The organism is Pseudomonas sp. SA195 (genome assembly GCF_054131565.1).
Genome location: NZ_CP096392.1, coordinates 1,084,328 through 1,106,971 on the forward strand (window position 1 = coordinate 1,084,328; position 22,644 = coordinate 1,106,971).

General features: G+C 61.1%; 19 protein-coding genes. 11 read left to right on the forward strand and 8 right to left on the reverse strand.

Annotation, left to right across the window (positions count from 1 at the left end; translation table 11 throughout):
• Positions 1 to 48: 48 nt before the first annotated feature.
• Positions 49 to 1,311, reverse strand: coding sequence for a uracil-xanthine permease family protein (locus M1D78_RS04975; protein ID WP_437420300.1), 1,263 nt, complete (start codon positions 1,309 to 1,311; stop codon positions 49 to 51).
• 2 nt (positions 1,312 to 1,313) lie between these two features.
• Positions 1,314 to 1,952, reverse strand: a complete 639-nt coding sequence (gene upp, locus M1D78_RS04980) for a uracil phosphoribosyltransferase (protein WP_437420299.1) — start codon at positions 1,950 to 1,952, stop codon at positions 1,314 to 1,316.
• A 175-nt stretch (positions 1,953 to 2,127) separates the two neighbouring features.
• On the opposite strand from upp, the gene M1D78_RS04985 reads away from it, so the two are divergent.
• From M1D78_RS04985 to M1D78_RS05000, 4 genes are all read left to right on the forward strand, one after another.
• Positions 2,128 to 2,685: a hypoxanthine-guanine phosphoribosyltransferase gene (locus M1D78_RS04985; protein ID WP_437420298.1), complete on the forward strand. Its 558-nt coding sequence runs from the start codon at positions 2,128 to 2,130 to the stop codon at positions 2,683 to 2,685.
• A gap of 426 nt (positions 2,686 to 3,111) precedes the next feature.
• Positions 3,112 to 4,986 carry a DUF1302 domain-containing protein gene (locus M1D78_RS04990; protein WP_437420297.1) on the forward strand — a complete coding sequence of 625 codons (1,875 nt, stop codon included), beginning with the start codon at positions 3,112 to 3,114 and terminating at the stop codon, positions 4,984 to 4,986.
• 97 nt (positions 4,987 to 5,083) lie between these two features.
• Positions 5,084 to 6,445, forward strand: a complete 1,362-nt coding sequence (locus M1D78_RS04995; RefSeq protein ID WP_437420296.1) for a DUF1329 domain-containing protein — start codon at positions 5,084 to 5,086, stop codon at positions 6,443 to 6,445.
• Positions 6,446 to 6,684: 239 nt separating this feature from the next.
• Positions 6,685 to 9,306, forward strand: a complete 2,622-nt coding sequence (locus tag M1D78_RS05000; RefSeq protein ID WP_437420295.1) for a LuxR C-terminal-related transcriptional regulator — start codon at positions 6,685 to 6,687, stop codon at positions 9,304 to 9,306.
• 139 nt (positions 9,307 to 9,445) lie between these two features.
• On the opposite strand, the gene M1D78_RS05005 is transcribed toward M1D78_RS05000, so the two are convergent.
• From M1D78_RS05005 to M1D78_RS05020, 4 genes are all read right to left on the reverse strand, one after another.
• Positions 9,446 to 9,715 (reverse strand): DUF3509 domain-containing protein, encoded by a 270-nt coding sequence (locus M1D78_RS05005; RefSeq protein WP_437420294.1) that lies wholly within the window; start codon positions 9,713 to 9,715, stop codon positions 9,446 to 9,448.
• 93 nt (positions 9,716 to 9,808) lie between these two features.
• On the reverse strand, positions 9,809 to 10,063 hold the full coding sequence (locus tag M1D78_RS05010; RefSeq protein WP_437420293.1) for a YebG family protein: 255 nt from the start codon (positions 10,061 to 10,063) through the stop codon (positions 9,809 to 9,811).
• Between the two features lie 102 nt (positions 10,064 to 10,165).
• On the reverse strand, positions 10,166 to 10,630 hold the full coding sequence (locus M1D78_RS05015) for a multidrug transporter (protein ID WP_437420292.1): 465 nt from the start codon (positions 10,628 to 10,630) through the stop codon (positions 10,166 to 10,168).
• A gap of 36 nt (positions 10,631 to 10,666) precedes the next feature.
• Positions 10,667 to 11,128: a DUF721 domain-containing protein gene (locus M1D78_RS05020; protein WP_437420291.1), complete on the reverse strand. Its 462-nt coding sequence runs from the start codon at positions 11,126 to 11,128 to the stop codon at positions 10,667 to 10,669.
• A 276-nt stretch (positions 11,129 to 11,404) separates the two neighbouring features.
• Here M1D78_RS05020 and secA point away from each other — a divergent pair, with 276 nt between their 5' ends.
• The 7 genes from secA (at position 11,405) to M1D78_RS05055 (ending at position 21,045) form a co-directional block, all read left to right on the forward strand.
• Positions 11,405 to 14,140, forward strand: a complete 2,736-nt coding sequence (gene secA, locus M1D78_RS05025) for a preprotein translocase subunit SecA (RefSeq protein ID WP_437420290.1) — start codon at positions 11,405 to 11,407, stop codon at positions 14,138 to 14,140.
• A gap of 108 nt (positions 14,141 to 14,248) precedes the next feature.
• Positions 14,249 to 15,466: a bifunctional glutamate N-acetyltransferase/amino-acid acetyltransferase ArgJ gene (argJ, locus tag M1D78_RS05030; RefSeq protein WP_437420289.1), complete on the forward strand. Its 1,218-nt coding sequence runs from the start codon at positions 14,249 to 14,251 to the stop codon at positions 15,464 to 15,466.
• A gap of 93 nt (positions 15,467 to 15,559) precedes the next feature.
• A complete protein-coding gene (locus M1D78_RS05035) occupies positions 15,560 to 16,516 on the forward strand; it encodes a Nudix family hydrolase (protein WP_437420288.1) in 957 nt (318 codons plus the stop codon).
• Between the two features lie 182 nt (positions 16,517 to 16,698).
• Positions 16,699 to 17,262 (forward strand): alkyl hydroperoxide reductase subunit C, encoded by a 564-nt coding sequence (gene ahpC, locus M1D78_RS05040; RefSeq protein WP_046162591.1) that lies wholly within the window; start codon positions 16,699 to 16,701, stop codon positions 17,260 to 17,262.
• Positions 17,263 to 17,402: 140 nt separating this feature from the next.
• A complete protein-coding gene (ahpF, locus tag M1D78_RS05045; RefSeq protein WP_437420287.1) occupies positions 17,403 to 18,965 on the forward strand; it encodes an alkyl hydroperoxide reductase subunit F in 1,563 nt (520 codons plus the stop codon).
• A 192-nt stretch (positions 18,966 to 19,157) separates the two neighbouring features.
• On the forward strand, positions 19,158 to 20,285 hold the full coding sequence (locus M1D78_RS05050; RefSeq protein WP_437420286.1) for a DUF3182 family protein: 1,128 nt from the start codon (positions 19,158 to 19,160) through the stop codon (positions 20,283 to 20,285).
• Positions 20,269 to 21,045, forward strand: a complete 777-nt coding sequence (locus M1D78_RS05055; RefSeq protein WP_437420285.1) for an alpha/beta hydrolase family protein — start codon at positions 20,269 to 20,271, stop codon at positions 21,043 to 21,045. Before M1D78_RS05050 ends, M1D78_RS05055 begins: the two co-directional genes overlap by 17 nt.
• Here M1D78_RS05055 and M1D78_RS05060 read toward each other — a convergent pair.
• On the reverse strand, positions 21,042 to 22,085 hold the full coding sequence (locus M1D78_RS05060; protein WP_457933485.1) for an ion transporter: 1,044 nt from the start codon (positions 22,083 to 22,085) through the stop codon (positions 21,042 to 21,044). The two genes, M1D78_RS05055 and M1D78_RS05060, sit on opposite strands and share 4 nt — an antisense overlap.
• The gene (locus tag M1D78_RS05065; protein ID WP_437420283.1) at positions 22,057 to 22,641 is read right to left on the reverse strand and encodes a cob(I)yrinic acid a,c-diamide adenosyltransferase; all 585 of its coding nucleotides are present in this window, start codon (positions 22,639 to 22,641) and stop codon (positions 22,057 to 22,059) included. Before M1D78_RS05065 ends, M1D78_RS05060 begins: the two co-directional genes overlap by 29 nt.
• Between the last annotated feature and the right edge of the window lie 3 nt (positions 22,642 to 22,644).

Below are 22,644 nucleotides of genomic sequence, written 5' to 3' on the forward strand. Positions count from 1 at the left end.
GCGTGCCAGTCACCCCGAAGCCAGTCGGCGCATGGCCGGGCTGCAGGGTCAGGGTTGCTCCTCGAGTTGCTTGTTCTTCCAGCCTTCACCGCCGGGTAGCAGCAAGTTCAGCACCAGCGCGACGATCGCGCACAGGGAAATACCCGACAGGCTGAACTCACCGTGCCCGACGACCATGCCGCCGATACCGAACACCAGCGTGACGGAGACGATGATCAGGTTGCGCGCCTCGGAAAGATCGATCTGGTGTCGAATCAGGGTACTCAGGCCGACCACCGCAATCGAGCCGAACAATAGGCAGAGAATGCCGCCCATTACTGGCACTGGAATGCTCAGCAGGCCGGCGCCGAACTTGCCGATGAAGGCGAGCACGATGGCGAAAATGGCGGCCCAGGTCATGATTTTCGGGTTGTAGTTTTTCGTCAGCATTACCGCACCCGTCACCTCGGCGTAGGTGGTATTGGGCGGGCCGCCGAATAGCCCGGCAGCGGACGTGGCCAGGCCGTCACCAAGCAGGGTGCGGTGCAGGCCGGGCTTCTTGATGAAGTTGTTGCCAGTGACTCCCCCGATGGCAACTACGCCGCCGATGTGCTCGATCGCGGGTGCCAGAGCAACCGGCACCATGAACAGGATGGCGCCCCAGTGGAACTCCGGCGCCACGAACTTGGGGATCGCCAGCCACGGCGCCGCAGCGATCCCGGTGGTATCGACGACGCCGAAGGCGAACGCCAGGCCGTAGCCCACCGCGACACCCGCGAGAATCGGCACCAGGCGGAACAGCCCCCGGCCAAGCACCGCGACGAGCAAGGTCGTGACGAGCGCCGGCATGGAAATGAGCATGGCGGTTTCGTAAGGCACGAGCTGGGCGCTGCCGTCACCGGATTTCCCCATCGCCATGTTCACCGCGACAGGAGAAAGTGCCAGGCCAATAGAAATGATCACCGGCGCGATCACCACCGGCGGCAGCAGCCGGTCGATGAAACCAGGCCCCTTCAGCTGGACCGCGAAGCTCAGCAGGATATAGACGACGCCGGCCGCGACCACGCCGCCAAGCACCGCCGGCAGGCCAAAATCGGCCTTGGCAGCAATGATCGGGGCAATGAAAGCAAAGCTCGATGCCAGGAAGACCGGCACCTGGCGCTTGGTCACCAATTGGAATAGCAGCGTGCCAAGGCCGGCAGTGAACAGCGCAACGTTGGGGTCCATCCCGGTGATCAACGGCATCAACACCAGCGCGCCGAAGGCTACGAATAACATCTGCGCGCCCGCGAGCACCTGACGGCCGAGCGACTCCTCCATCGGATGCGACATGCTTAGACGTCCTTCTGCTTGGTGCCGAAAATCTTGTCGCCGGCATCGCCCAGACCAGGGACGATATAGCCGTTTTCATCCAGATGATCGTCAATCGACGCGGTATAGATAATGACGTCCGGATGCGCCGCTTCGACTGCCTGAATGCCCTCGGGCGCAGCGACCAGCACCAGCGCCCGAATCTCTTTGCAGCCGGCTTTCTTGAGCATGTCGATAGTGGCGACCATCGAGCCGCCGGTAGCCAGCATAGGGTCGATGATCATCGCCAGGCGCTGGTCCAGATCGTCCACTAGGCGCTCGAGGTAGGTGTGGGCCTGCAACGTTTCTTCGTTGCGCGCGATGCCTACCGCGCTGACTTTTGCGCCGGGGATCAGGCTGAGTACGCCGTCGAGCATGCCGATGCCCGCGCGCAGGATTGGCACGACGGTGATCTTTTTCCCGGAAATTTTCTCGACCTGGACCGGGCCGCACCAGCCTTCAATGTTGTAGTTTTCCAGCGGCAGGTCACGGGTAGCTTCGTACGTCAGGATGGAGCCAACCTCTTGCGCCAGCTCGCGGAAATTCTTGGTGCTGATGTCCGCCCGGCGCATGAGCCCCAGTTTGTGACGAATCAAGGGGTGGCGAATTTCTCGAATGCTCATGGCGGCTCCGGCGGGTAGATAAACCGGCGTAGATTAATGCATCGTGCCTGGGGCGGCTATTGATGAGTCAAATAAGCACTTGCCGTGTCTGTCATTGCATCGGTATCGTCGCGCCCCTTCGATTTCTTGGGCGGGACTGCCGCGCCCTGTCGCACTTTTAAATGGAGCATCGCCAATGTCCGCCGATCTTGCTCATATCCGCCAAGTCATGGCGGAAGCCGACTGCCTCCACCCAGAGGCCGAAGTCGAAGCGGCTATCGATGCCGTCGCCACGAGCATCAATGCTCAATTGGCCGATCGGAACCCAGTCGTGTTCTGCGTCATGAACGGCGGCTTGATCTTCTCCGGCAAGTTGGTCCCTAAACTGAACTTCCCGCTGGAGCTTTCGTATCTTCATGCCACGCGCTACCGCAATGAAACCAGCGGGGGCGAACTGTTCTGGAAGGCCAAGCCTGAGATTTCGTTCATCGATCGAGACGTGCTGATCGTCGACGATATTCTGGACGAGGGGCACACCCTCGGCGCGATCATCGACTTTTGCCGGCACGCCGGTGCGTCCAACGTCTACACCGCGGTGCTTGTCGACAAGGAGCACGAGCGCAAGGCGCGTCCCGATCTCAAGGCAGACTTCGTCGGACTCACATGCGTGGACCGGTATGTCTTCGGCTACGGGATGGACTACAAAGGCTACTGGCGCAACGCCCCGGGTATCTATGCAGTCAAGGGCCTGTAACAGGCTCCATTTTGCAGCGGCGTGATTATCGCGCCGCTGATCCCCCTGTTTCCTTTCTCCCCAATTCCACCGCTGGCGGTAACGCCTACTTCCGAACTTTCCGTTCGGGCAAGGGCTGACTGTGCCCGCTCGACGGCCGACGGGTGCAAGCGCACAGTCGGCATGGTGGCCTTGTGCCTGGATTACCTTTCGTTAAATTCGCCTACCGGCTCGCAAACGCTCTATTACGGGGCTTGCGCATGGCCGGGGCGCGACTAAGCTCTCCGTTAGCTTCACCGGCGTCCCGCTGCCCTACGGGCTTGAAGCCCAGCAGTGGGAAGGCTGTTCATACTTAAGAATTACAAAACAAATCAAACCTTAGTGCGCTTAACCCTCTGCCGCCGTGTCGCTAGGGTGAGCGTACTTCGAACCAACCAGGAGCGCCTCATGACAAAAACAACAAGGCAAGGAATCTTCCAGCCCAGGACTTTGGCACTTGCCGTAGCCCTTGGGACCGTTGCACCGGCCTATGCCGTGAATTTCAATATCGGCGAAGTGGAGGGGCAGTTCGACTCATCGCTTTCCATTGGGGCCAGTTGGTCGACAACTGATCGGGACATGGATCTGGTTGGTATCAATAATGGGGGTACCGGTTATACCCAGACGGGTGATGACGGTCGGTTGAACTTCAAGAAAGGTGAAACCTTCTCCAAGATTTTTAAAGGGGTTCACGATCTTGAGCTCCGTTACCGTGATAGCGGCGCTTTCATTCGTGGCAAGTACTGGTATGACTTTGAACTGAAAGACGAGGGTCGTCTGTTCAAAGACATCAGTGACAGCAATCGAAAAGAAGCAGCACAGTCTTCCGGTGCGCAGATTCTCGACGCATTTCTCTATCACAACTATTACCTCGGCGATTTACCAGGAACTGTTCGTGTCGGCAGGCAGGTGGTCAGCTGGGGTGAAAGTACCTTTATCGGTAACTCAATTAACTCGATCAACCCGCTCGATGCCGCTGCGTTTCGCCGACCGGGTGCCGAAATCAAGGAAGGTCTCATTCCCGTTAATATGCTCTACGTGTCCCAGAGCGTGACTGATCGGTTGAGCATGGAGGCTTTTTATCAGCTTGAGTGGGACCAGACGATTGTCGACAACTGCGGGACCTTCTTCGCCGTTGATGTTGCCCAAGATGGCTGCAACAACAATTACAACGTAGGTAGTCCGGCTATCGCACCGCTACAACCTGTTGCTGCGGCGTTCGGCCAGGGATTCGACGTCAGTTCAGAAGGCGTTGTACTGCCGCGCGGTGGTGATCGCGATGCGAAAGATTCGGGGCAGTTTGGCCTGGCCCTTCGCTGGCTTGGTGACGCGACCGAGTACGGCGCTTATTTTATGAATTATCACAGCCGGACCCCGATCGTTAGCACTCAATCGGCTGGGTTGGGTACTGCGGCAGCGTTAGGAAACGGCAACCCACTTGCCGGACCAACTGGAGGCATTCTTGGAAGCGTTTGTGGTATCGCTTTCGGAGGTGCGCCTGGTTGCTACGGTAACCCTGCATATGGATCAACAGTAGCCGGGCTGGCGCAGAGTGTGATGCTCGGCAATGGCCAGTACTACCTGGAATATCCAGAAGATATCCGATTGTACGGCCTGAGTTTTTCGACCACCTTGCCCACCGGTACAGCGTGGGCGGGGGAGATAAGCTATCGACCAAACGCCCCCGTACAGATCAACACCACGGACGTAACGCGCGCGCTGCTCAATCCGATCGCCCCGGGTACTTCGCCGGTTGCCAGCACCTTCGGCGCTGATAACCGAGGGTATAACCGCAAGGAAATCACTCAGATCCAAACAACCTTTACGCACTTCTTTGATCAGGTGCTTGGTGCTGGCCGCGTCACTCTTGTTGGTGAAGTGGGCTATGCGCATGTTGGCGCGCTAGAAAGCAAAAGCGAGCTTCGTTATGGGCGTGATGCGATATATGGAACGCCAGACGATGCCACACAACTCGCCGCATATGGGGATGACGGCTTCGTAACCGCCAACTCCTGGGGATATCGCCTTCGCGCACTGGCTGATTACAGCAACGTCTTCGCTGGCGTGAACCTGACGCCAAACATTTCCTTCTCTCATGACGTGGACGGCTACGGCCCGAACGGCTTGTTCAACGAAGGTTCCAAGGCCATAAGCGTAGGCGTCGATGCCGTTTACCAGAACGCCTATACCGCCAGCTTGTCGTACACCGATTTCTTCGGCGGTGACTACAACACGCTGGTCGATCGTGACTTCCTCGCGCTTAGCGTGGGTGTGAACTTCTAAGGAGGTTTTTTCGGCGCACGGGGCCGCTTGGTCCCGTTGTGCAAGATGCGTTACGCAAGGCCTCCGGCCATACAAGATCAAGAGGAACTGGAAGCGTATGAAAACAACAAGAAAACTATTCAGTGTCTTGGCCCTTTCGTTGCTTGCGAGCAGCGTGACGGCCGCCGTTTCCCCTGAGGAAGCGGCAAAGCTTGGTGAATCGCTCACGCCCCTGGGCGCGGAAAAATCCGGCAACGCCGACGGCACCATTCCAGCCTGGACGGGCGGCTTGTCGGAGAATGCGGCGCCATTAGACGATGGCCATCTGACCAACCCCTTCAAAGACGAGCAACCGAAGTTCGTCATCACCGCCCAGAACGTCGATCAGTACAAAGACAAGCTCACCGCTGGCCAACTGGCGATGTTCAAACGCTACCCCGAAACCTACAAGATTCGGGTGTTTCCGACGCACCGTACCGCGGCGCTGCCAGACCGCATCTATGAGGCCGCCAAACAGAGCGCGCTGAACGCCGAACTGGTTGACGGCGGCAACGGCATCGCCAACTTCTCGGACAGTCGCTACTACGCGTTCCCGATCCCGAAGAACGGCCTCGAGGTAGTCTGGAACCACATCACGCGCTACCGCGGTGGCAACGTCCGGCGCAACATCGTCCAGGCGACGCCACAGACCAACGGCAGCTACACGCTCGTACATTTTGAAGATGAAGTCGCCTTCCCGAGCGACATGACGGACCTGGATCCGGAACGCGCAAAGAACGCGCTGCTGTTCTTCAAGCAACGCGTGACTGCCCCGTCGCGCCTGGCAGGCAACGTACTGCTCGTCCACGACTCGCTCGATCAGGTGAAGGAGCCTCGTCAAGCCTGGATCTACAACGCTGGCCAGCGCCGCGTACGCCGCGCACCGCAGGTGGCTTATGACGGCCCGGGTACTGCATCGGACGGGATGCGTACCACCGATAACTTCGACATGTTCAGCGGTGCGCCCGACCGTTACGACTGGAAGCTGATCGGCAAGAAGGAGCTCTACATTCCGTACAACAGCTATGAGATCAACTCCAGCGATGTGAAATACAGCGACATCCTGAAGGCAGGTCACGTTAACCAGGATCTGGCGCGCTACGAGCTTCATCGCGTCTGGGAGATTGAGGCGACGCTTAAGAATGGCGAGCGGAACATTTATGCCAAGCGCCGTTTCTTCGTTGATGAAGATACCTGGACCATCGTCCAGTCCGAGCTGTATGACGGTCGCGGTCAATTGTGGCGTGTGGGTGAAGGCCATCTGGTCCAGTACTACCAGCACAAAGTACCGGCGTTTGCCTTCGAAGCCCTATATGACGTCATCTCTGGCCGTTACATTGCGATCGGCATGAGCAACGAAGAGAAGCCGCATGAGTTTGGCTACAAGGCTTCGGCGCGCGATTTCACACCTGCTGCGCTGCGAAATGCAGGGGTGCGTTAATCGCAGTCCATTTAGCTTGTGAATAAGGCGGCCCTCGGGTCGCCTTTTTTTTGCCCAAGTACGTGACAGTGATAGTTTCTGGCCAGTAGCGGCTGGGTACGACCGCGACGGTCGGTCCGCCCGATATCGACAAAGCGCTCCGGATGGTGCAGCGTTGGCCGCACAAAGGCACGCTGCCGAGGATTGCCAACCGGTACGCGGCCGTCAATGGACTGATACAGAACAAGAGAAAGATGGTTATGTCCGTACGCTTCAACCCTGTCGCTCTCGGCACGGATGCCGCTGCGCCGGTCCAGGTAGCGACTATTCCGCGGCTACCGCCGGTCCATGTGCCCCGGCCTCGGCTCGTCAATCCGCTGGTAGAAGCCCGGTGCCGTTTGCGTCTGATCTGCGCACCGGCAGGGTTCGGCAAGAGCGTTTTGATGAGCGAGTGCGCGCGCCAGATACCGGCCGACACGCAACTGATATGGCTGGATATTGGTGGGCGACAGCTCACCCCGGATGACTTGTACGAGCGGCTGCGCAAATACCTATCCGGTGCGCCGCTACCGACCGGCGACGCGCAGCGTGACCTGCTCGAGCTCTTGCGCGCCGCTCGTGGCGCGCTGTGGGTCATGCTCGATGACTTCCCCCGGCAGCCGCATGCGGCGTTCGATGCCTGCCTTGACATGTTGCTTGAACAAGGACCGGAGTCCATCAGCTGGTGGGTGACCAGCCGACGCCAGCCAGCCTGGAAACTGCCTCGCCTTTTGTTGCAGGGCGACTTGCTTGAGGTGCAGGCCGAGTCGCTGGCGCTTGGCTCGGCAGAGCTGCGGCAGCTGCTGCGGGCGCATCGGTTGGATCTGGCCGACGATACCTTCAGGCAGCTGATGACAGGCAGTGAGGGGTGGTTGGCTGGTGTTAGCCTGCTGCTGTTCAACGCTGATGAGCAGGCGGTGCGCGAGCGCTTGGGCGCTGGTACGCCAGTCTTGCGGGACTACGTCCAGCGGGAGGTGCTCGAGCCGCAGAGCGAGGAGGTTCGGCGGTCGCTTTTCGCCTTGGCACGCATGCCCAGGTTTTCGCAGCATCTGTGCGAGCACGTACTTGACGGCAATGGGGGTGAAATACTCGATTCGCTCAAGAGCAATCAGCTGTTCATTCGGCAGATCGACAATTGCGGCGAGTGGTTCCGCCTTTGGCGGCCGCTCGCATCGATCCTTCAACGTATGTCTGCCGGCCTATCACCTACGCAAACGCATCTGCGGGCGTGCCAATGGTTTGCCAACCGCGGCGAGATGCGCGAGGCGGTCGAACACGCCCTTTGGGCAGGCCAGCCGGAGGTTGCGGCCAATTTTCTTCAGCGCTACGGGCAAGAGCAATTGCTCATTGGCGACAACGTTTCGGAGTTCATGCGCTGGCGCAGCGAGCTGCCGCAGGATCTATTCAACAGCACGACACGGCTGATCGTGCTGCACGGTTGGGCGCTGATTCTCTCGGCTAGGCTCGATGAGGTCGATGAGTGCCTTGCCAACCTGGCGAAGTTCTTTCCACAACCCGATGCGCGGCGGCAGGCTCAACTGCTGGCTCAATGGCAGGCGCTTCGGGGATTTCAGGCGCGCTTGCGCGGCGAACCCGAAGCCCGTGATTACTGCCTGCAGGCGCTGGATGTGCTGTCCGACCATGCCTGGGCGCAGCGAGTGTTGTGTTTTCAGGTACTGACGCAGCAGGCAATGGCCGAGGGCAAGCTCGAGCTGGCGCAGCACTACAACAGCGAGGGCATGAAGCTCGCCAGGCTCAAGGGCAGCCTGTTGTACGAGGCGATGCTGAGCGTCGATCGCATCCAATTGCTCGAGCTTGCAGGGGAATTCGAGCGGGCCGCGGGCGTGCTTGACGAATCGCTCATGGCGCTGCGCGACAGCGTGCGCCATAGCCCTATCATCGGCAGGCTGAAGCTTTTGCAAGGACATCTACTGGCATATCAGGGCCTTGACGACGCGGCGCGTGAGGCGTTTCAGCAAGGGCGCATCGAGACCGAGACGTGCGGCGATTCCTATGTCTTTTTCGGCTATGCAGGCCTGGCGGAACTCGCGGCACGTAATCAGGAGTTTCCTTCGGCCTATCACTGGCTCCGTGAAGTCGAGCGGTTGACCCAGTGGCGGCACGTACCTGAGGCTCGGTTTCGCGGCATTCTCGCGTTGTTAACCGGAGCGACCTGGCTGCACCAGGGGCAACTGAAGAAGGCGCGTTCGATCTTCGTTCAGGTACTCGATCTGTACGACGGGCACACCTTTCTCGCCCCGTCCGGTTTCTACGAAATTCTCCCGCGGGTGCATCGCTATCTGGCCGTCATCGACATGCTCGGCGGGCGCAGTGCGCTGGCGATCGAGACCTTGCGCGAATTGATCGAGCAGAGCGTGCGGACCCAGCGGTTCGCCTTGGCATGTGAGTGCCGGTTCACGCTCGCCGAAGCCCTCCATATGCATGGCCAGCAGGTCGAGGCCGAGCAGGAGTTGCGTAAGGCGGTGGACGAGGCGGCCCGGCAGCAGCTAGTCAAGCCACTGTATGAATTTCAGCACCGTCAGCCGCAATGGCTCGCGCGGGTTCTGCCTGCCGGTAAAGGCGAGAGCCTGCGCGACCGCCTGTTACAGTTCGAGCGTGAGCCCGAAGAGGGCATGAGTGGCGCGGATGACATGATCCTCAGCAACCGAGAATTGACGGTGCTGCGCCTGATCGCGCAAGGCTTTTCCAACCAGGAAATCGCCGAGCAGCTGTTTATCTCCCTGCACACGGTCAAGACCCACGCACGTCGAATCAACACCAAGCTTGGCGTGGCCAGGCGTACGCAGGCCGTGGCACGAGCCAAGGCGCTGGGCTGGTTCTGAGCGAAACGGTCCGGTCGCCGGGCCCGCGAGCCGCGCGCAGGGACGCGCGTCGCTGCATAGGCGGCGGCATCAGGCGTTCAGTGGGTTCTTGTTATCAGAATTAAGCGGTTGCAGCCTGCAGGCGTCAGGCTGGGTTCGTTTATTGCGCGGCGGTGAATGCGTGCTTGGTCAGGCGGTAAGTGCTGGTTTGTTCGCCGCGCTCGATCGCGAGGCTGAATTGCAGGCTGGTGATCAACCGCTCGAGTTGTTGCTCGTCCCGCCACTGGCTCGCCGCAATGTAGCGCTTCACTGCTACGCCGGCGGCATCGGTGAGGGTGAGCAGGATGCTGCCGTCGGGCTTCTCGATACTGAAGTTTACGCTGTAGCTGGGTTGGAAGACGTCGCTGATCTTCTTGAATGGACTTTCCATGCCGATTACCTGTTGAGTGACTGCACTCAATGGACCGGGTGCCGTTTGACTAGTTTCGCCCGCTCGGCGAGCGGGCTGCGACAAAACGAAGCATCAAGGCTCGACAGGTAGCTCAGCGAGGGCTTCGGGGTTGTTCTTGAAGGCCTTGGCGAACAGATCACGGTGCCTGGCCATGAAAATGCCAAGGTCTTCCGCCTGTTGCTCGCTCAGGGATGGGGTTGCTTTGTGAAGCGCGGCCGAGAGTGCTTCGGCAAGCTCCAGCATCTTGTCGTGACGATCGGCTTCGGCTTTATCCATGAACAAGCGCTCCAGGTCCCGGCTGCTGCGGTACACCACTTCGACGGCCATCTACCACCTCGGCTCTGTTGATTGATACTGTTTGGATATACAGCATAAGCGCTGCCGTTCGGCTTGCAAAGAGCGGCGTGCACGCAGCGGCGGCTCGTCGCGTCAATCGGCGAAGCGGCCCTGCAAACGCAGCGCCTGGAATCTGAGCTGGCTGGCCTGATATCCGGGCCGAAGCGGTGGAAGCGGCAGGCAAGCCGTCCACTGCTCGCCAGGCTGTAAATCACCGGGCCCGCTGTAGCGCGGGTTGTCGTAGCCGGACTGCACCAGGTCTAGGTCCGAGCCGGGCGAGTGCGCTTTGAGGTCCCAGCGCAAGGCGGTCAACGTCCTTGGGCTGCGATTCTCCAATTCGGCGCGCAACGGCTGACCGGCACCGCAACGCTTGGGGTCGTACTCCACGCGAACATGTATCTGCCCGAGCAGATGCGCTTCGCGCTGTTCCTGCCAGATGACCCACGCAGCGACCAGGCCCAGGCCAAGCAATGCGCCCAGCGAGATGGGCACCGCTCGCATCGGATAACGAACCAGGAGAATCACCCAAGTCAGGATCAGTAGCGCGCCGATGAGCATGAAAGTTCCTCAGTGGCTGGATTGGTCGACATGCGCTCAGCCTCGGTCATGGTCCCGAGCATGACTGGCCAGGCGCTCGAGCGCGGCCTTGAGTCGCGGGTCGCGGATACCTTGCGCCGTCTCCTCGATATTCCCCGCAGCCTGGGAAGACAGTTTTGGCGGCGGTGCCGGTTTGTAGCGAGGGGTATCTGGGGGCTGGACCTTGAACAGGATGCGAACCAAGCCTGCAAACTCTTCGATGGCCGCCAGTTGCCGATGCAAGCGGCGCTGCTGGTAGCGCAGCCGAGTTGCCCAATGCCCATCGGTCACGATAAGGAGCAGCGTGCCATCGCGCAGCGAGGCCACATGGCAATGCGCACGTGCCGCGGGTTGCAACTGGCTGTTGACCAACGCTTGCAGCCGATCCAGCCGCCTGGCCTCGCCGAACAGCGCGCGTAGCGGTTTCGCTTCGCGTAGCAGGGCGGCCGGTGGGCGGGCGGGGGAGGGGCGCAAGGACATGGGCGACCGGAATAGCGAGTAAAGTGCGGCCATCATAGCAGACGGCCTTGGGCCGACCGCCGTGGTCGTCCGTGCCAGTCACGAGGCGGCAAGGCTGCGTTTCGGGTTGCGGTTGAAATTCGCCAAGATGCCCGCACATTTGCTCCCTGGTGCCTGCACAGCTGCGCGGTAGGCACGCTTTCCTCCCTGGCGTTTCCGAGTAGAATGCCCCCTTTGCACGTTCCGTGGTGGCCCCGCAGGCGTGCCTCCATCCTCAGCATGGAAGTATTTGTCGATATGTTTGCGCCTTTAATGAAGAAGCTCTTCGGTAGCAAGAATGACCGCGAGGTCAAGCGCATGCTCAAGGCGGTACAAGCCGTCAATGCGCTCGAAGAGCAGATGCTTTCGCTTTCCGATGAGCAGTTGCGAAGCAAGACCGAAGCGTTCAAGGCCCGCCTTGCCCAAGGCGAGACGCTCGATCAGATCCTTCCAGAAGCCTTCGCGGTATGCCGCGAGGCGGGTAAGCGCGTGATGGGGATGCGGCACTTCGACGTACAGCTTATCGGCGGCATGACGCTCCACGAGGGCAAGATTGCCGAAATGCGTACCGGTGAAGGCAAGACGCTGGTAGCGACCCTGGCGGTCTACCTGAACGCGCTCGCCGGCAAGGGTGTACACGTGGTCACGGTGAACGACTACCTGGCCCGTCGCGACGCCAACTGGATGCGTCCTTTATATGAATTCCTGGGTTTGACAGTAGGCATCGTCACGCCATTCCAGCCGCCCGAAGAGAAACGCGCCGCCTACGCTGCCGACATCACGTACGGCACCAACAATGAGTTCGGTTTCGATTACCTGCGCGACAACATGGCGTTCAGCCTGCAGGAAAAGAACCAGCGCGAGCTGAACTTTGCGGTGATCGACGAAGTCGACTCGATTCTCATCGACGAGGCCCGTACGCCGCTGATCATCTCCGGGCAGGCGGAAGACAGCTCCAAGCTGTACCAACAGATCAACCAACTGATTCCGCTTCTCAAGCAGCACATCGAAGAAGAAGAGGGCGTCGTTACCCAGGAAGGCCACTTCACCATCGACGAGAAGACTCGCCAGGTCGAGCTCAACGAGTCGGGCCACCAGTTCGTCGAGGAAATGCTGACGCGTGCCGACCTGTTGGCCGAGGGTGAAAGCCTCTACTCGGCTCATAACCTGGGGTTGCTGACTCACGTCTATTCCAGCCTGCGTGCGCACAAGCTGTTCCACCGCAACGTCGAGTACATCGTGCAGAACAACCAGGTCCTGCTGATCGACGAGCATACCGGCCGGACCATGCCGGGGCGGCGGCTCTCGGAAGGTCTGCATCAGGCGATCGAAGCAAAAGAAGGTCTGCCGATCCAACCGGAAAGCCAAACGCTTGCGTCCACGACCTTCCAGAACTACTTTCGCCTGTATAAGAAGCTGTCGGGCATGACCGGCACCGCCGACACCGAAGCCTTCGAGTTCATGCAGATCTACAACCTGCCGGTAATGGTCATTCCGACCAACAAGCCGCTGGCGCGCAAGGACTACAACGACCTGGTCTACCTGACCCAGGAAGAAAAATTCGCCGCCATCATTGCCGACATCAAGGACTGCCAGAACAACGGCCGGCCGGTGCTTGTCGGGACCGCGACCATCGAGAGCTCCGAATATGTTTCGCAACTGCTGCAAACGGAAGGCATCGAGCACAAGGTGCTTAACGCCAAGCACCACGACAAGGAAGCCGAAATCATCGCGCAGGCCGGTCGCCCGGGTGCGGTGACCATTGCCACGAACATGGCCGGCCGCGGGACGGACATCCTGCTCGGCGGCAACTGGGAGGTCGAAGTCGCGGCACTCGAGAACCCGACCGACGAGCAAGTCGCTCAGCTCAAGGCTGACTGGCAAAAACGTCACCAGGCCGTACTCGAGGCCGGCGGTCTGCATGTAATTGCCTCCGAACGGCACGAGTCGCGACGTATCGACAACCAGCTGCGCGGCCGCGCCGGTCGCCAGGGCGACGCCGGCTCCAGCCGTTTCTACCTGTCTCTCGAAGACAGCCTGATGCGTATCTTCGCCTCGGACCGCGTGAAGAATTTCATGAAGGCCCTGGGAATGGAGTCGGGCGAGGCGATCGAACACCGGATGGTCACCAACGCCATCGAGAAGGCCCAGCGCAAGGTCGAGGGCCGCAACTTCGATATTCGCAAGCAATTGCTCGAGTACGATGATGTCGCCAACGAGCAGCGCAAGGTGATCTATCACATGCGCAACAGCCTGCTCAGCGCCGAAGAGATCGGCGAGACCATCAGCGAGTTCCGCCGCGAGGCGCTCGACAACGCCATCAGCCAGCATATCCCGCCGCAGTCGCTGCCTGAGCAATGGGATATCGCCGGGCTCGAGGCTGTGCTCTACAGCGACTTCGGTGCGCGCCTGCCGGTCCAGCAGTGGCTCGACGAAGACGAAAAACTCTACGAGGAAACCCTGCGCGAGCGCATCCTCGAGGCGCTGGTCGAAGCGTATAAAGAGAAAGAAGAGCTTGCGGGGGCCGAGGCGCTGCGCACCTTCGAGAAGCAAATCGTCCTGCGTGTGCTGGATGATCTCTGGAAAGATCATCTGTCGACCATGGACCACCTGCGCCACGGCATTCATTTGCGTGGTTATGCGCAGAAGAACCCCAAGCAGGAGTACAAGCGCGAGTCTTTCGCCCTGTTCCAAGACCTGTTGGAGTCGATCAAGCGGGACAGCATCCGCGTCCTGTCCCACGTGCAGGTTCGCCGGGAAGACCCGGTCGAGGAAGAGCAGCGCCTGCGCCGCGAGGCCGAGGAACTGGCGCGCCGCATGCAGTTCCAACACGAAGAGGTCTCGGCCCTGGAGCCGGTCGACGAGGCCGAGCAGGATGCCGATGTGGCCACGGCTGCGGCACCTGCACGGGCGGAGCAGAAGATCGGCCGCAACGAGCCCTGCCCTTGCGGCTCCGGTAAGAAGTACAAGCATTGCCATGGGCAGGTCCAATAAGCGGACACGTCCTGTTTGACCCACGCCGCGACCGGCACTGCCGCTCGCGGCGTTTTTCGCCCTGTTTTCCGGTGGTGTGAGCCACCCATTTCCTCGAGGAGCGTAACGATGGCCGTCGGTCTTGGTCCCTTACCTACCCTGCATCCTGTGCCTGGCTTCGAACTGGGCATCGCATCGGCCGGCATCAAGCGCCCCGGGCGCAAGGATGTCGTCGTGATGCGCTGTGCCGAAGGCTCGACCGTCGCCGGGGTATTCACCCTCAACGCGTTCTGCGCCGCACCGGTGATCCTTGCCAAGCAGCGTGCAGGCGAGGGTGTTCGTTATTTCCTGACCAACACCGGCAACGCTAATGCCGGCACCGGTGAGCCGGGCATGCAAGCGGCGATTCGCAGTTGCGCCAGTCTGGCCCGCCTTGCGGGCGTCGAGGATAAGGCTGTCCTGCCGTTTTCCACCGGCGTCATCGGTGAATTGTTGCCGGTGGAGAAGATCGAGGCGGCGTTGCCGGCAGCTCTCGCCGACCTGGACGAAAATCACTGGGCTGACGCCGCGACGGGCATCATGACGACCGATACGCTGCCCAAGGGCGCGAGCCGCCAGTTCCAGCATGATGGCGTGACGGTCACCGTGACGGGTATTTCCAAGGGGGCTGGCATGATCCGGCCGAACATGGCGACCATGTTGGGCTACATCGCGACCGATGCGAAGGTTGCGCAAAATGTGCTGCAGGAATTGGTACGCGATGCGGCGAACAAGTCGTTCAACCGCATCACCATCGATGGCGATACCTCGACCAACGACTGCTGCATGCTCGTTGCGACCGGCCAGGCGGCGCTGCCTGAAATCAGCGAGGCCAGCGGCGCATTGTTCGAAAAGCTCAAGCAAGCCGTGTTCGAGGTCAGCATGGACGTGGCGCAGTCCATCGTTCGAGACGGCGAAGGGGCGACCAAGTTCGTTACCGTGGTCGTCAACGGTGGTGAAAATCATCAGGAGTGCCTTGATGTCGGCTATGCCGTCGCGCACTCGCCGTTGATCAAGACCGCATTGTTTGCCTCCGATCCGAACTGGGGACGCATCCTGGCAGCGGTAGGGCGTGCCGGTGTTCCACAACTGGATGTTAGCCGGATCGACGTTTTCCTGGGGGACGTCTGCATCGCGGCGCAAGGCGGGCGTTCGCCGAGTTACACCGAGGAGCAGGGCGCCGCAGTCATGGCTCAGGAGGAAATCCAGATCCGCATCGAACTGGGTCGCGGCGACTGCAGCGAGACGATTTGGACAACCGATCTGTCCCACGAATACGTTCGGATCAATGCCGAATACCGGACCTAATCCGAACCTGCCGCACGAACCAAATGGAGCCGGTTGACGATCCTGTCACCGGCGCCGCGCCCACTTCCAGCCTTCCTCCACTTCTGAGCGCCCATGTCCCGCCTCCACGTTGCCGCTGCCGTCATTCGCTCCGCCAATGGACAGGTGCTGATCGCCCAGCGCCCTCTGGACAAGCACCAGGGCGGTTTATGGGAATTTCCCGGTGGGAAGGTCGAGCCGGGGGAGTCCGTCACGGTTGCTCTGGCGCGCGAGCTGGACGAGGAATTGGGCATCACGGTGACCGCGTCGCGGCCGCTGATCCAGGTCCGCCACGATTATCCGGACAAGCAGGTCCTGTTGGACGTTCACGAGGTGCTCGCCTTTACCGGTGAGCCGCATGGGGCGGAAGGCCAGCCGCTGGCTTGGGTCGCGCCCGATGAGTTGCCGCGCTATCCGTTTCCTGCCGCGAACCGACCGATCATCGCGGCCGCACGGCTGCCGGACCGGTATCTCATTACGCCGGATCTCTTAGCGCCGGATGCTTTGCTGGCAGGCGTGTCTACGGCGCTGGATCAGGGTATCCGGCTGGTTCAGCTGCGTGCGCCGTCGCTGCCCTTGGCTGAATACCGTGCCCTCGCCGCACGGGTAACCGCGTGCTGTGCTGGGCGAGCGCTGGTGATGCTCAAGGGCCCACTCGACTGGATCGACGATTTCCCCACTGCCGGTTGGCACCTGACATCCGAGCAGCTGCGACAGTTTGCCGCTTCGCAAAGGCCGGTCGAGCCGGGGCGCTGGCTCGCAGCGTCATGCCATGATGCAGCGGAGTTGGAAATGGCGGCGCAAATCGGCGTCGACTTCGTCGTGCTGTCGCCGGTCTTGAATACGGCGTCGCATCCTGATGCCAAACCCCTGGGTTGGTCCTGCGCTGCACAATTGCTTCTCGGATTTCCGCAGCCGGTTTATCTGCTAGGCGGCCTGAGCGAGACCGATCTGACGCAGGCCAGGGCGATCGGAAGCCAGGGTGTTGCGGCCATTCGAGGGCTCTGGCCTGAGACCTCAGCGCGGTTGTGAATGCCGGGGAAGCTTCGGTGAATTCCTGTTCGATCATGCTGTCGCAGCGTGTGCGGCGAAGATTTCATACGGATCGGATAGTCAAAAGCTATCGGAGCAATTCCGTCAATCAATTACCTTATTTAGAATCTTGCGCTATCGTAGGCACCCGTTGAATTTCTAAATCCCACAGGAGTTAGTAGATGTCTCTGATTAACACCCAAGTCCAGCCGTTCAAAGTCAACGCTTTCCACAATGGCAAGTTCATCGAAGTCACCGAAGAGTCCCTGAAGGGCAAGTGGTCGGTGCTGATCTTCATGCCGGCAGCCTTCACCTTCAACTGCCCGACCGAGATCGAAGACGCTGCCAACAGCTACGCTGAGTTCCAGAAGGCCGGTACCGAGGTGTACATCGTCACCACCGATACTCACTTCTCCCACAAGGTTTGGCACGAAACCTCTCCTGCGGTCGGCAAAGCTCAGTTCCCGCTGATCGGTGACCCGACTCACCAGCTGACCCGCGCGTTCGGCGTGCACATCGAAGAAGAAGGTCTGGCCCTGCGTGGCACCTTCCTGATCAACCCGGAAGGCGTGATCAAGACTGTGGAAATCCACTCCAACGAAATCGCTCGTGACGTCAGCGAAACCCTGCGCAAGCTGAAAGCTGCCCAGTACACCGCTGCCCATCCGGGCGAAGTTTGCCCGGCCAAGTGGAAGGAAGGCGAAGCCACTCTGGCTCCGTCCCTGGACCTGGTTGGCAAGATCTAAGACAGGCCTAGCGTGGCGCTGCGATCGTTCGCAGCGCCTCTGCACTGTCGGCGGATCGAGTAGGTCCGCAATCGAACGCCTGGACGCGAACCGTCCGGGCGTTTTACTTACCGAAACCCGAAAGAAGGGGCCCGCTGCTCATGTTGGACACCAATCTCAAAGCGCAACTGAAAACCTACCTGGAAAAGGTCACCCTGCCATTCGAGATCGTTGCGTCCCTCGGTGAGGGCGCCAAGTCCGAAGAAATGCTCGGCCTGCTGCAAGAAATCACCAGCCTGAGCGACAAGATTACTCTGCGCACCGACGGCAACGATGTCCGTAAGCCGTCGTTCGCGCTCAACCGCATCGGCGGCGACATCAGCCTGCGTTTTGCCGGCATCCCGATGGGGCATGAGTTCACCTCGCTGGTCCTGGCACTGCTGCAGGTCGGCGGCCATCCGTCGAAAACCGCGCCGGAGATCATCGAGCAGATCAAGAGTCTCGACGGCGAGTACCACTTCGAAACCTACTTCTCGCTGTCTTGCCAAAACTGCCCGGACGTCGTCCAGGCGTTGAATTTGATGGCCGTGCTCAATCCGAACATCCACCACGTCGCCATTGACGGTGCGTTGTTCCAGGAAGAAGTCACGGTTCGCCAGGTCATGTCCGTACCGAGCATCTACCTCAATGGCGAGCTGTTCGGCCAGGGCCGCATGGGCGAGGAAGAGATCCTGGCCAAGCTGGACACCGGCGCTTCGGCACGTGATGCGGAGAAGCTGAGCGCCAAGGATGCCTTCGACGTGCTCGTTGTAGGTGGCGGACCTGCAGGTGCTGCTGCGGCCATCTACGCGGCGCGCAAGGGCATCCGCACCGGGGTTGCCGCCGAGCGCTTCGGCGGTCAGGTGCTGGACACCATGGCCATCGAAAACTTCATCTCGGTCAACGAGACAGAAGGTCCGAAACTGGCCCGCGCGCTGGAAAACCATGTACGCGAATACGACGTCGATATCATGAACCTGCAGCGCGCCGCCCAGCTGATCCCAGCCTCAAGCGAAGGCGGCCTGCACGAGATCAAGCTGGAGAACGGCGGTTCGCTGAAAGCCAAGACATTGATTCTCGCGACTGGTGCCCGGTGGCGTGAAATGAACGTGCCCGGCGAGCAGGAATACCGCGCCCGTGGCGTTGCCTACTGCCCGCACTGCGACGGCCCGCTGTTCAAGGGTAAGCGTGTAGCAGTCATCGGCGGCGGCAACTCCGGCGTCGAAGCAGCTATCGATCTGGCTGGCATCGTCGCTCAAGTGACGCTGCTCGAGTTCGATAGCCAGCTGCGTGCCGATGCCGTGCTGCAGAAAAAGCTGCACAGTCTGCCCAACGTCACGGTGATCACCAGCGCGCTGACCAGCGAAGTGCATGGCGACGGCCAGAAAGTCACCGGGCTGACCTACAAGGACCGTAACTCCAGCGAGTTCCACCAGCTTGAGCTCGAAGGCATCTTTGTGCAGATCGGCCTACTGCCCAACTCCGACTGGCTCAAGGGCACCGTGGAGTTGACGTCGCGCGGCGAGATCATCGTCGATGCACGTGGCGAGACCTCGCTGCCCGGCATCTTCGCAGCGGGCGACGTGACTACCGTGCCCTACAAGCAGATCGTCATCGCCGTCGGTGAGGGCGCCAAGGCCTCGCTGAGTGCCTTCGATCACCTGATCCGCAGTTCGGTTCACTGAGCACAGCGTGAGCGAATGGGGAGCCTATGGGCTCCCCTTTTTGTATCTAGCGCCTGTCAGGACGAAGGATAGATAGCGTCGCAACGGGGTCTACCGAGTGTACCGGCCTGCCATCGGGCCGGTCAGCACGAGCGACCAGCGCGGCCCAGCCTCGCATCGCACCTGTACATGCAGTCCATGGGGCGAAGCAATATGACCAATGCGGACAAACCGCAGGCTGCTCGTGGAGCAGCCGTAACCCTGGCCAGCCGTACGCGGGAACCGCAACACGAGGCGGTCGTCCACGAACAGCTGGCGCGCAAACTCGCCATGCTTCAGGGCATGGAGTTCCTGGGGGCCTTCGATCCCGACGTCCACTATGGGCGGCCGTTGTATTTCGTACCGTCCGGCACGCTTGTCGGGACGGACGACGCACGCAAGCTCGGGCTCGACGATGAACACGACCTGTTCGGCGGCGTAGTGCCGCAGGCGTTCGTCGAGACCAAGGTCATCACCCATCCTTTGGTGCGGCCGGATGCCGATGCGCCCTATGGCTGGTCACGGGATTTCGCCGAGCGGGTCAGGGGCAGCGTATTGCCTGGCTACAGTGTTTTCTCGCTGGCGGACGCGCGTGAAGCTGGGCGGCGGTTGCTGCCCGAAGGGCCGATCCGATTGAAACCGGTAGGTGCTACGGGCGGCCGTGGGCAGGAGCGCATCGACAATGAGCTGGCGCTGGATCAGGCGCTGGAGCGCGTCGATGTCGCCGAGTTGGAACAGCGAGGGCTGGTGCTGGAGGCCAACCTCGAGCACGTCACCACCTTCAGCGTCGGGCAGATTCGCACCGCTGGGCACACCCTGAGCTATTACGGCACGCAGCGCCTGACCACCGACAACGCCGGTGAGATGGTCTACGGTGGGTCCGACCTGTTCGTAGTGGATGGAGGCTTCGATGCGTTGCTGGCGGTCGACCTGCCTGAACGCACTCAGCTTGCCGTCGCTCAGGCGCAGGAGTACGACGCGGCAGCATCGGCGTGCTTCCGCGGCTTCTTTGCATCCCGGCGTAACTACGATATCGCTCAGGGCATCGATGGCCGTGGGCGTGCTTGCTCGGGCGTGCTGGAGCAGTCCTGGCGCATTGGTGGCGCGAGCGGTGCCGAAATCGCTGCGCTCGAAGCGGTCATCGAAGGGGCCCACGGCCTGGTTCACGCGTCCACGGTGGAGGTGTATGGCGAGCAGGAACGAGTGCCGGCCGGTGCCACTGTGCTGTTTCGTGGCGAGGATCCCGAGGTTGGCTTCATCACCAAGTACGTAACGGTAGAGCGCGATGGCAACTCAAAGTGAATGCGTGGACATCCTGGTGGATGGCGAGCACATCGCCGGCACTTTTCTGTCACCTCCGACGAAACTTCCCGGTGTGCTTTTCGTGCATGGCTGGGGGGGCAGCCAGGAACGCGATCTGACTCGCGCCCGGGGCATCGCCGGGCTGGGCTGCATTTGTTTGTCGTTCGATCTGCGCGGCCATGCCCTGACGCTGGCGCAGCAACAGACGGTGACACGTGAGCAGAACCTCAACGATCTGCTCGCCGCCTATGACTTGCTCGCACAGCATCCGAATATCGATCCATCCGCGATCGCCGTGGTCGGCACCAGTTACGGCGGATATCTGTCAGCTTTGCTCACAGCGCTGCGCCCGGTTAAATGGCTCGCGATGCGCGTGCCGGCGCTGTATGCCGACGACGATTGGCAAGTGCCGAAGCGCATGCTGAGCCGGGACCGCCTGAATGAGCTGCGCGCCCGCCGTGTGACGGCGGAAGAAAACCGCGCGCTGGCTGCCTGTGCCGCGTTCCGAGGCGATGTCCTGCTGGTGGAGTCGGAGCACGACCACTTGGTGCCGCATGCGACCATCATGAGCTACCGCGCAGCGTTCCAGCAGACGCATTCCCTGACCCACCGGATTATCCTGGGCGCCGACCATGCGCTCACCAGCGAATGTTGCCAGAAGGCCTACACGGGCATCCTGGTGAACTGGGCTACGGAGATGGTCGTCGGGGCGCGCCTGGACCAAGGCGAAGGGGCGAAAGCCGCGACAAGCCTGCGCTAGCGGGGTGTCGGCGGCTCGACGGGGCCAACGAAACGGCTCCAGCGCCTATCCAAGACCTGCTGCTTGAGCACTTCGATAATGTCGACCAAGAGTTCTTCGAGTGCCAGGTCGGTTGTGTCGTCCTGATAGACCCAGGCCTCGAAGCATTCATCCGCTAAATTCCGCGCCAGACGCTGGAACTGGGCGCTTTGTAGCCCATCGGCGGCGCCCTGGATCAGGCGGGCAGCGATATCCGCCAGCGCATCGTCGAGCGTGTCGGCAACCCGCCCGCCTAAGGGCAACCGACGCAGGCCGGCCACTTCGGGGTTGTTCGCCAAGGCTTGGTGGATGAGGCCACCCACGTAACCTTCGATGGCGCCTCGGTTATCGCGGTAGCCGCTTTCGAGCATGGCGTGCATACGCCGCGACAGGTCGTTGAGCAGGCGTTCCTTTCGGGGGCGTACTACATCCTCAAGTAGCCGACGCGAGAGGTCATCGCTGGCGCCGATCTCCTGTTGCATCCGGCTAAACAGGCGCACCATGACCCGGTCGGCCAGTTCCTCCAGCACGAGTACGTAGTACCGGCGAACGACGCCGTAGATAGCCCACTTGCGCATGTCGATCAGCCCGAGGCGCTGCAGGCGGATCAGCAGGCTACCGACGCGCAGTACACGCAACCAGCGCAGCCCGGCCAGCGGAATACAGCCGAGCACGTCGTACCAGTGGGCGAAGGGGTAGTAGTACCAGCGCGCATAGCGACGCTCGAACAGCGCAATGGTCCAGCCGAGCAGCACGTCCAGAATGAAGATGGCGACAAAGGCCAGGTCGATGTGCTGGAAATTCCGGTGAATCAACGCCTCGTAGCGATCGTGCAAATTCGGCAGCCACGTGGCGAACAGCTCCCGCAGGGGCGTCAGTGCAAACAGGCTGTCAAACAGGATCAGACCCAGATTGATGCACACCAGCAGGACGATGAACGCTTCCCAGCCGGCATGCAGCCCATCGAGCCTGCGCTGGCGAGCCCTAGCCTGATCAGGCATCGGCAGGGGCACTGGCGGCATGCCAAAGAATTTCGGCGCAGCCCTGGCGACGAGCGATCAGGCGTGCCACGACGAAGAATAAGTCCGACAACCGATTCACATAGGCCAGGCCGACCGGCCGCAGCGGCTCGACGGCATTGAGCTGCTGGCAACGGCGCTCACAGGTCCGCGCCACGCTGCGGCAGAGGTGGGCGAGGGCGATCAGTCGAGAGCCGCCTGGCATGATGAAGTCTTCGAGCGGCCCTAGCTCGGCGTTCCAATGGTCAATGGCCGACTCCAAACGGGAAACCTCGGCCTCGTTCAGCGCCTTGTACTCCGGCATGGCCAGTTCGCCGCCGAGGTCGAACAGACGGTGTTGGCAAGGGCTGAGAACTTCGATCAGCTCGGCCAGCGCAGGCCACTGCGCTTGCGCCTCGGCGAGCTCGGCCAACAGCAGGCCCAACTCGCTGTTGAGCGTGTCGATTTCACCCATGGCTTCGATGCGCGGGTGGTCCTTCGGGACGCGGCGGCCATCGGCCAGGCCGGTCTGCCCGGCATCCCCGGTGCGGGTGTAGAGCTTCGAGAGGCGGTTACCCATGGA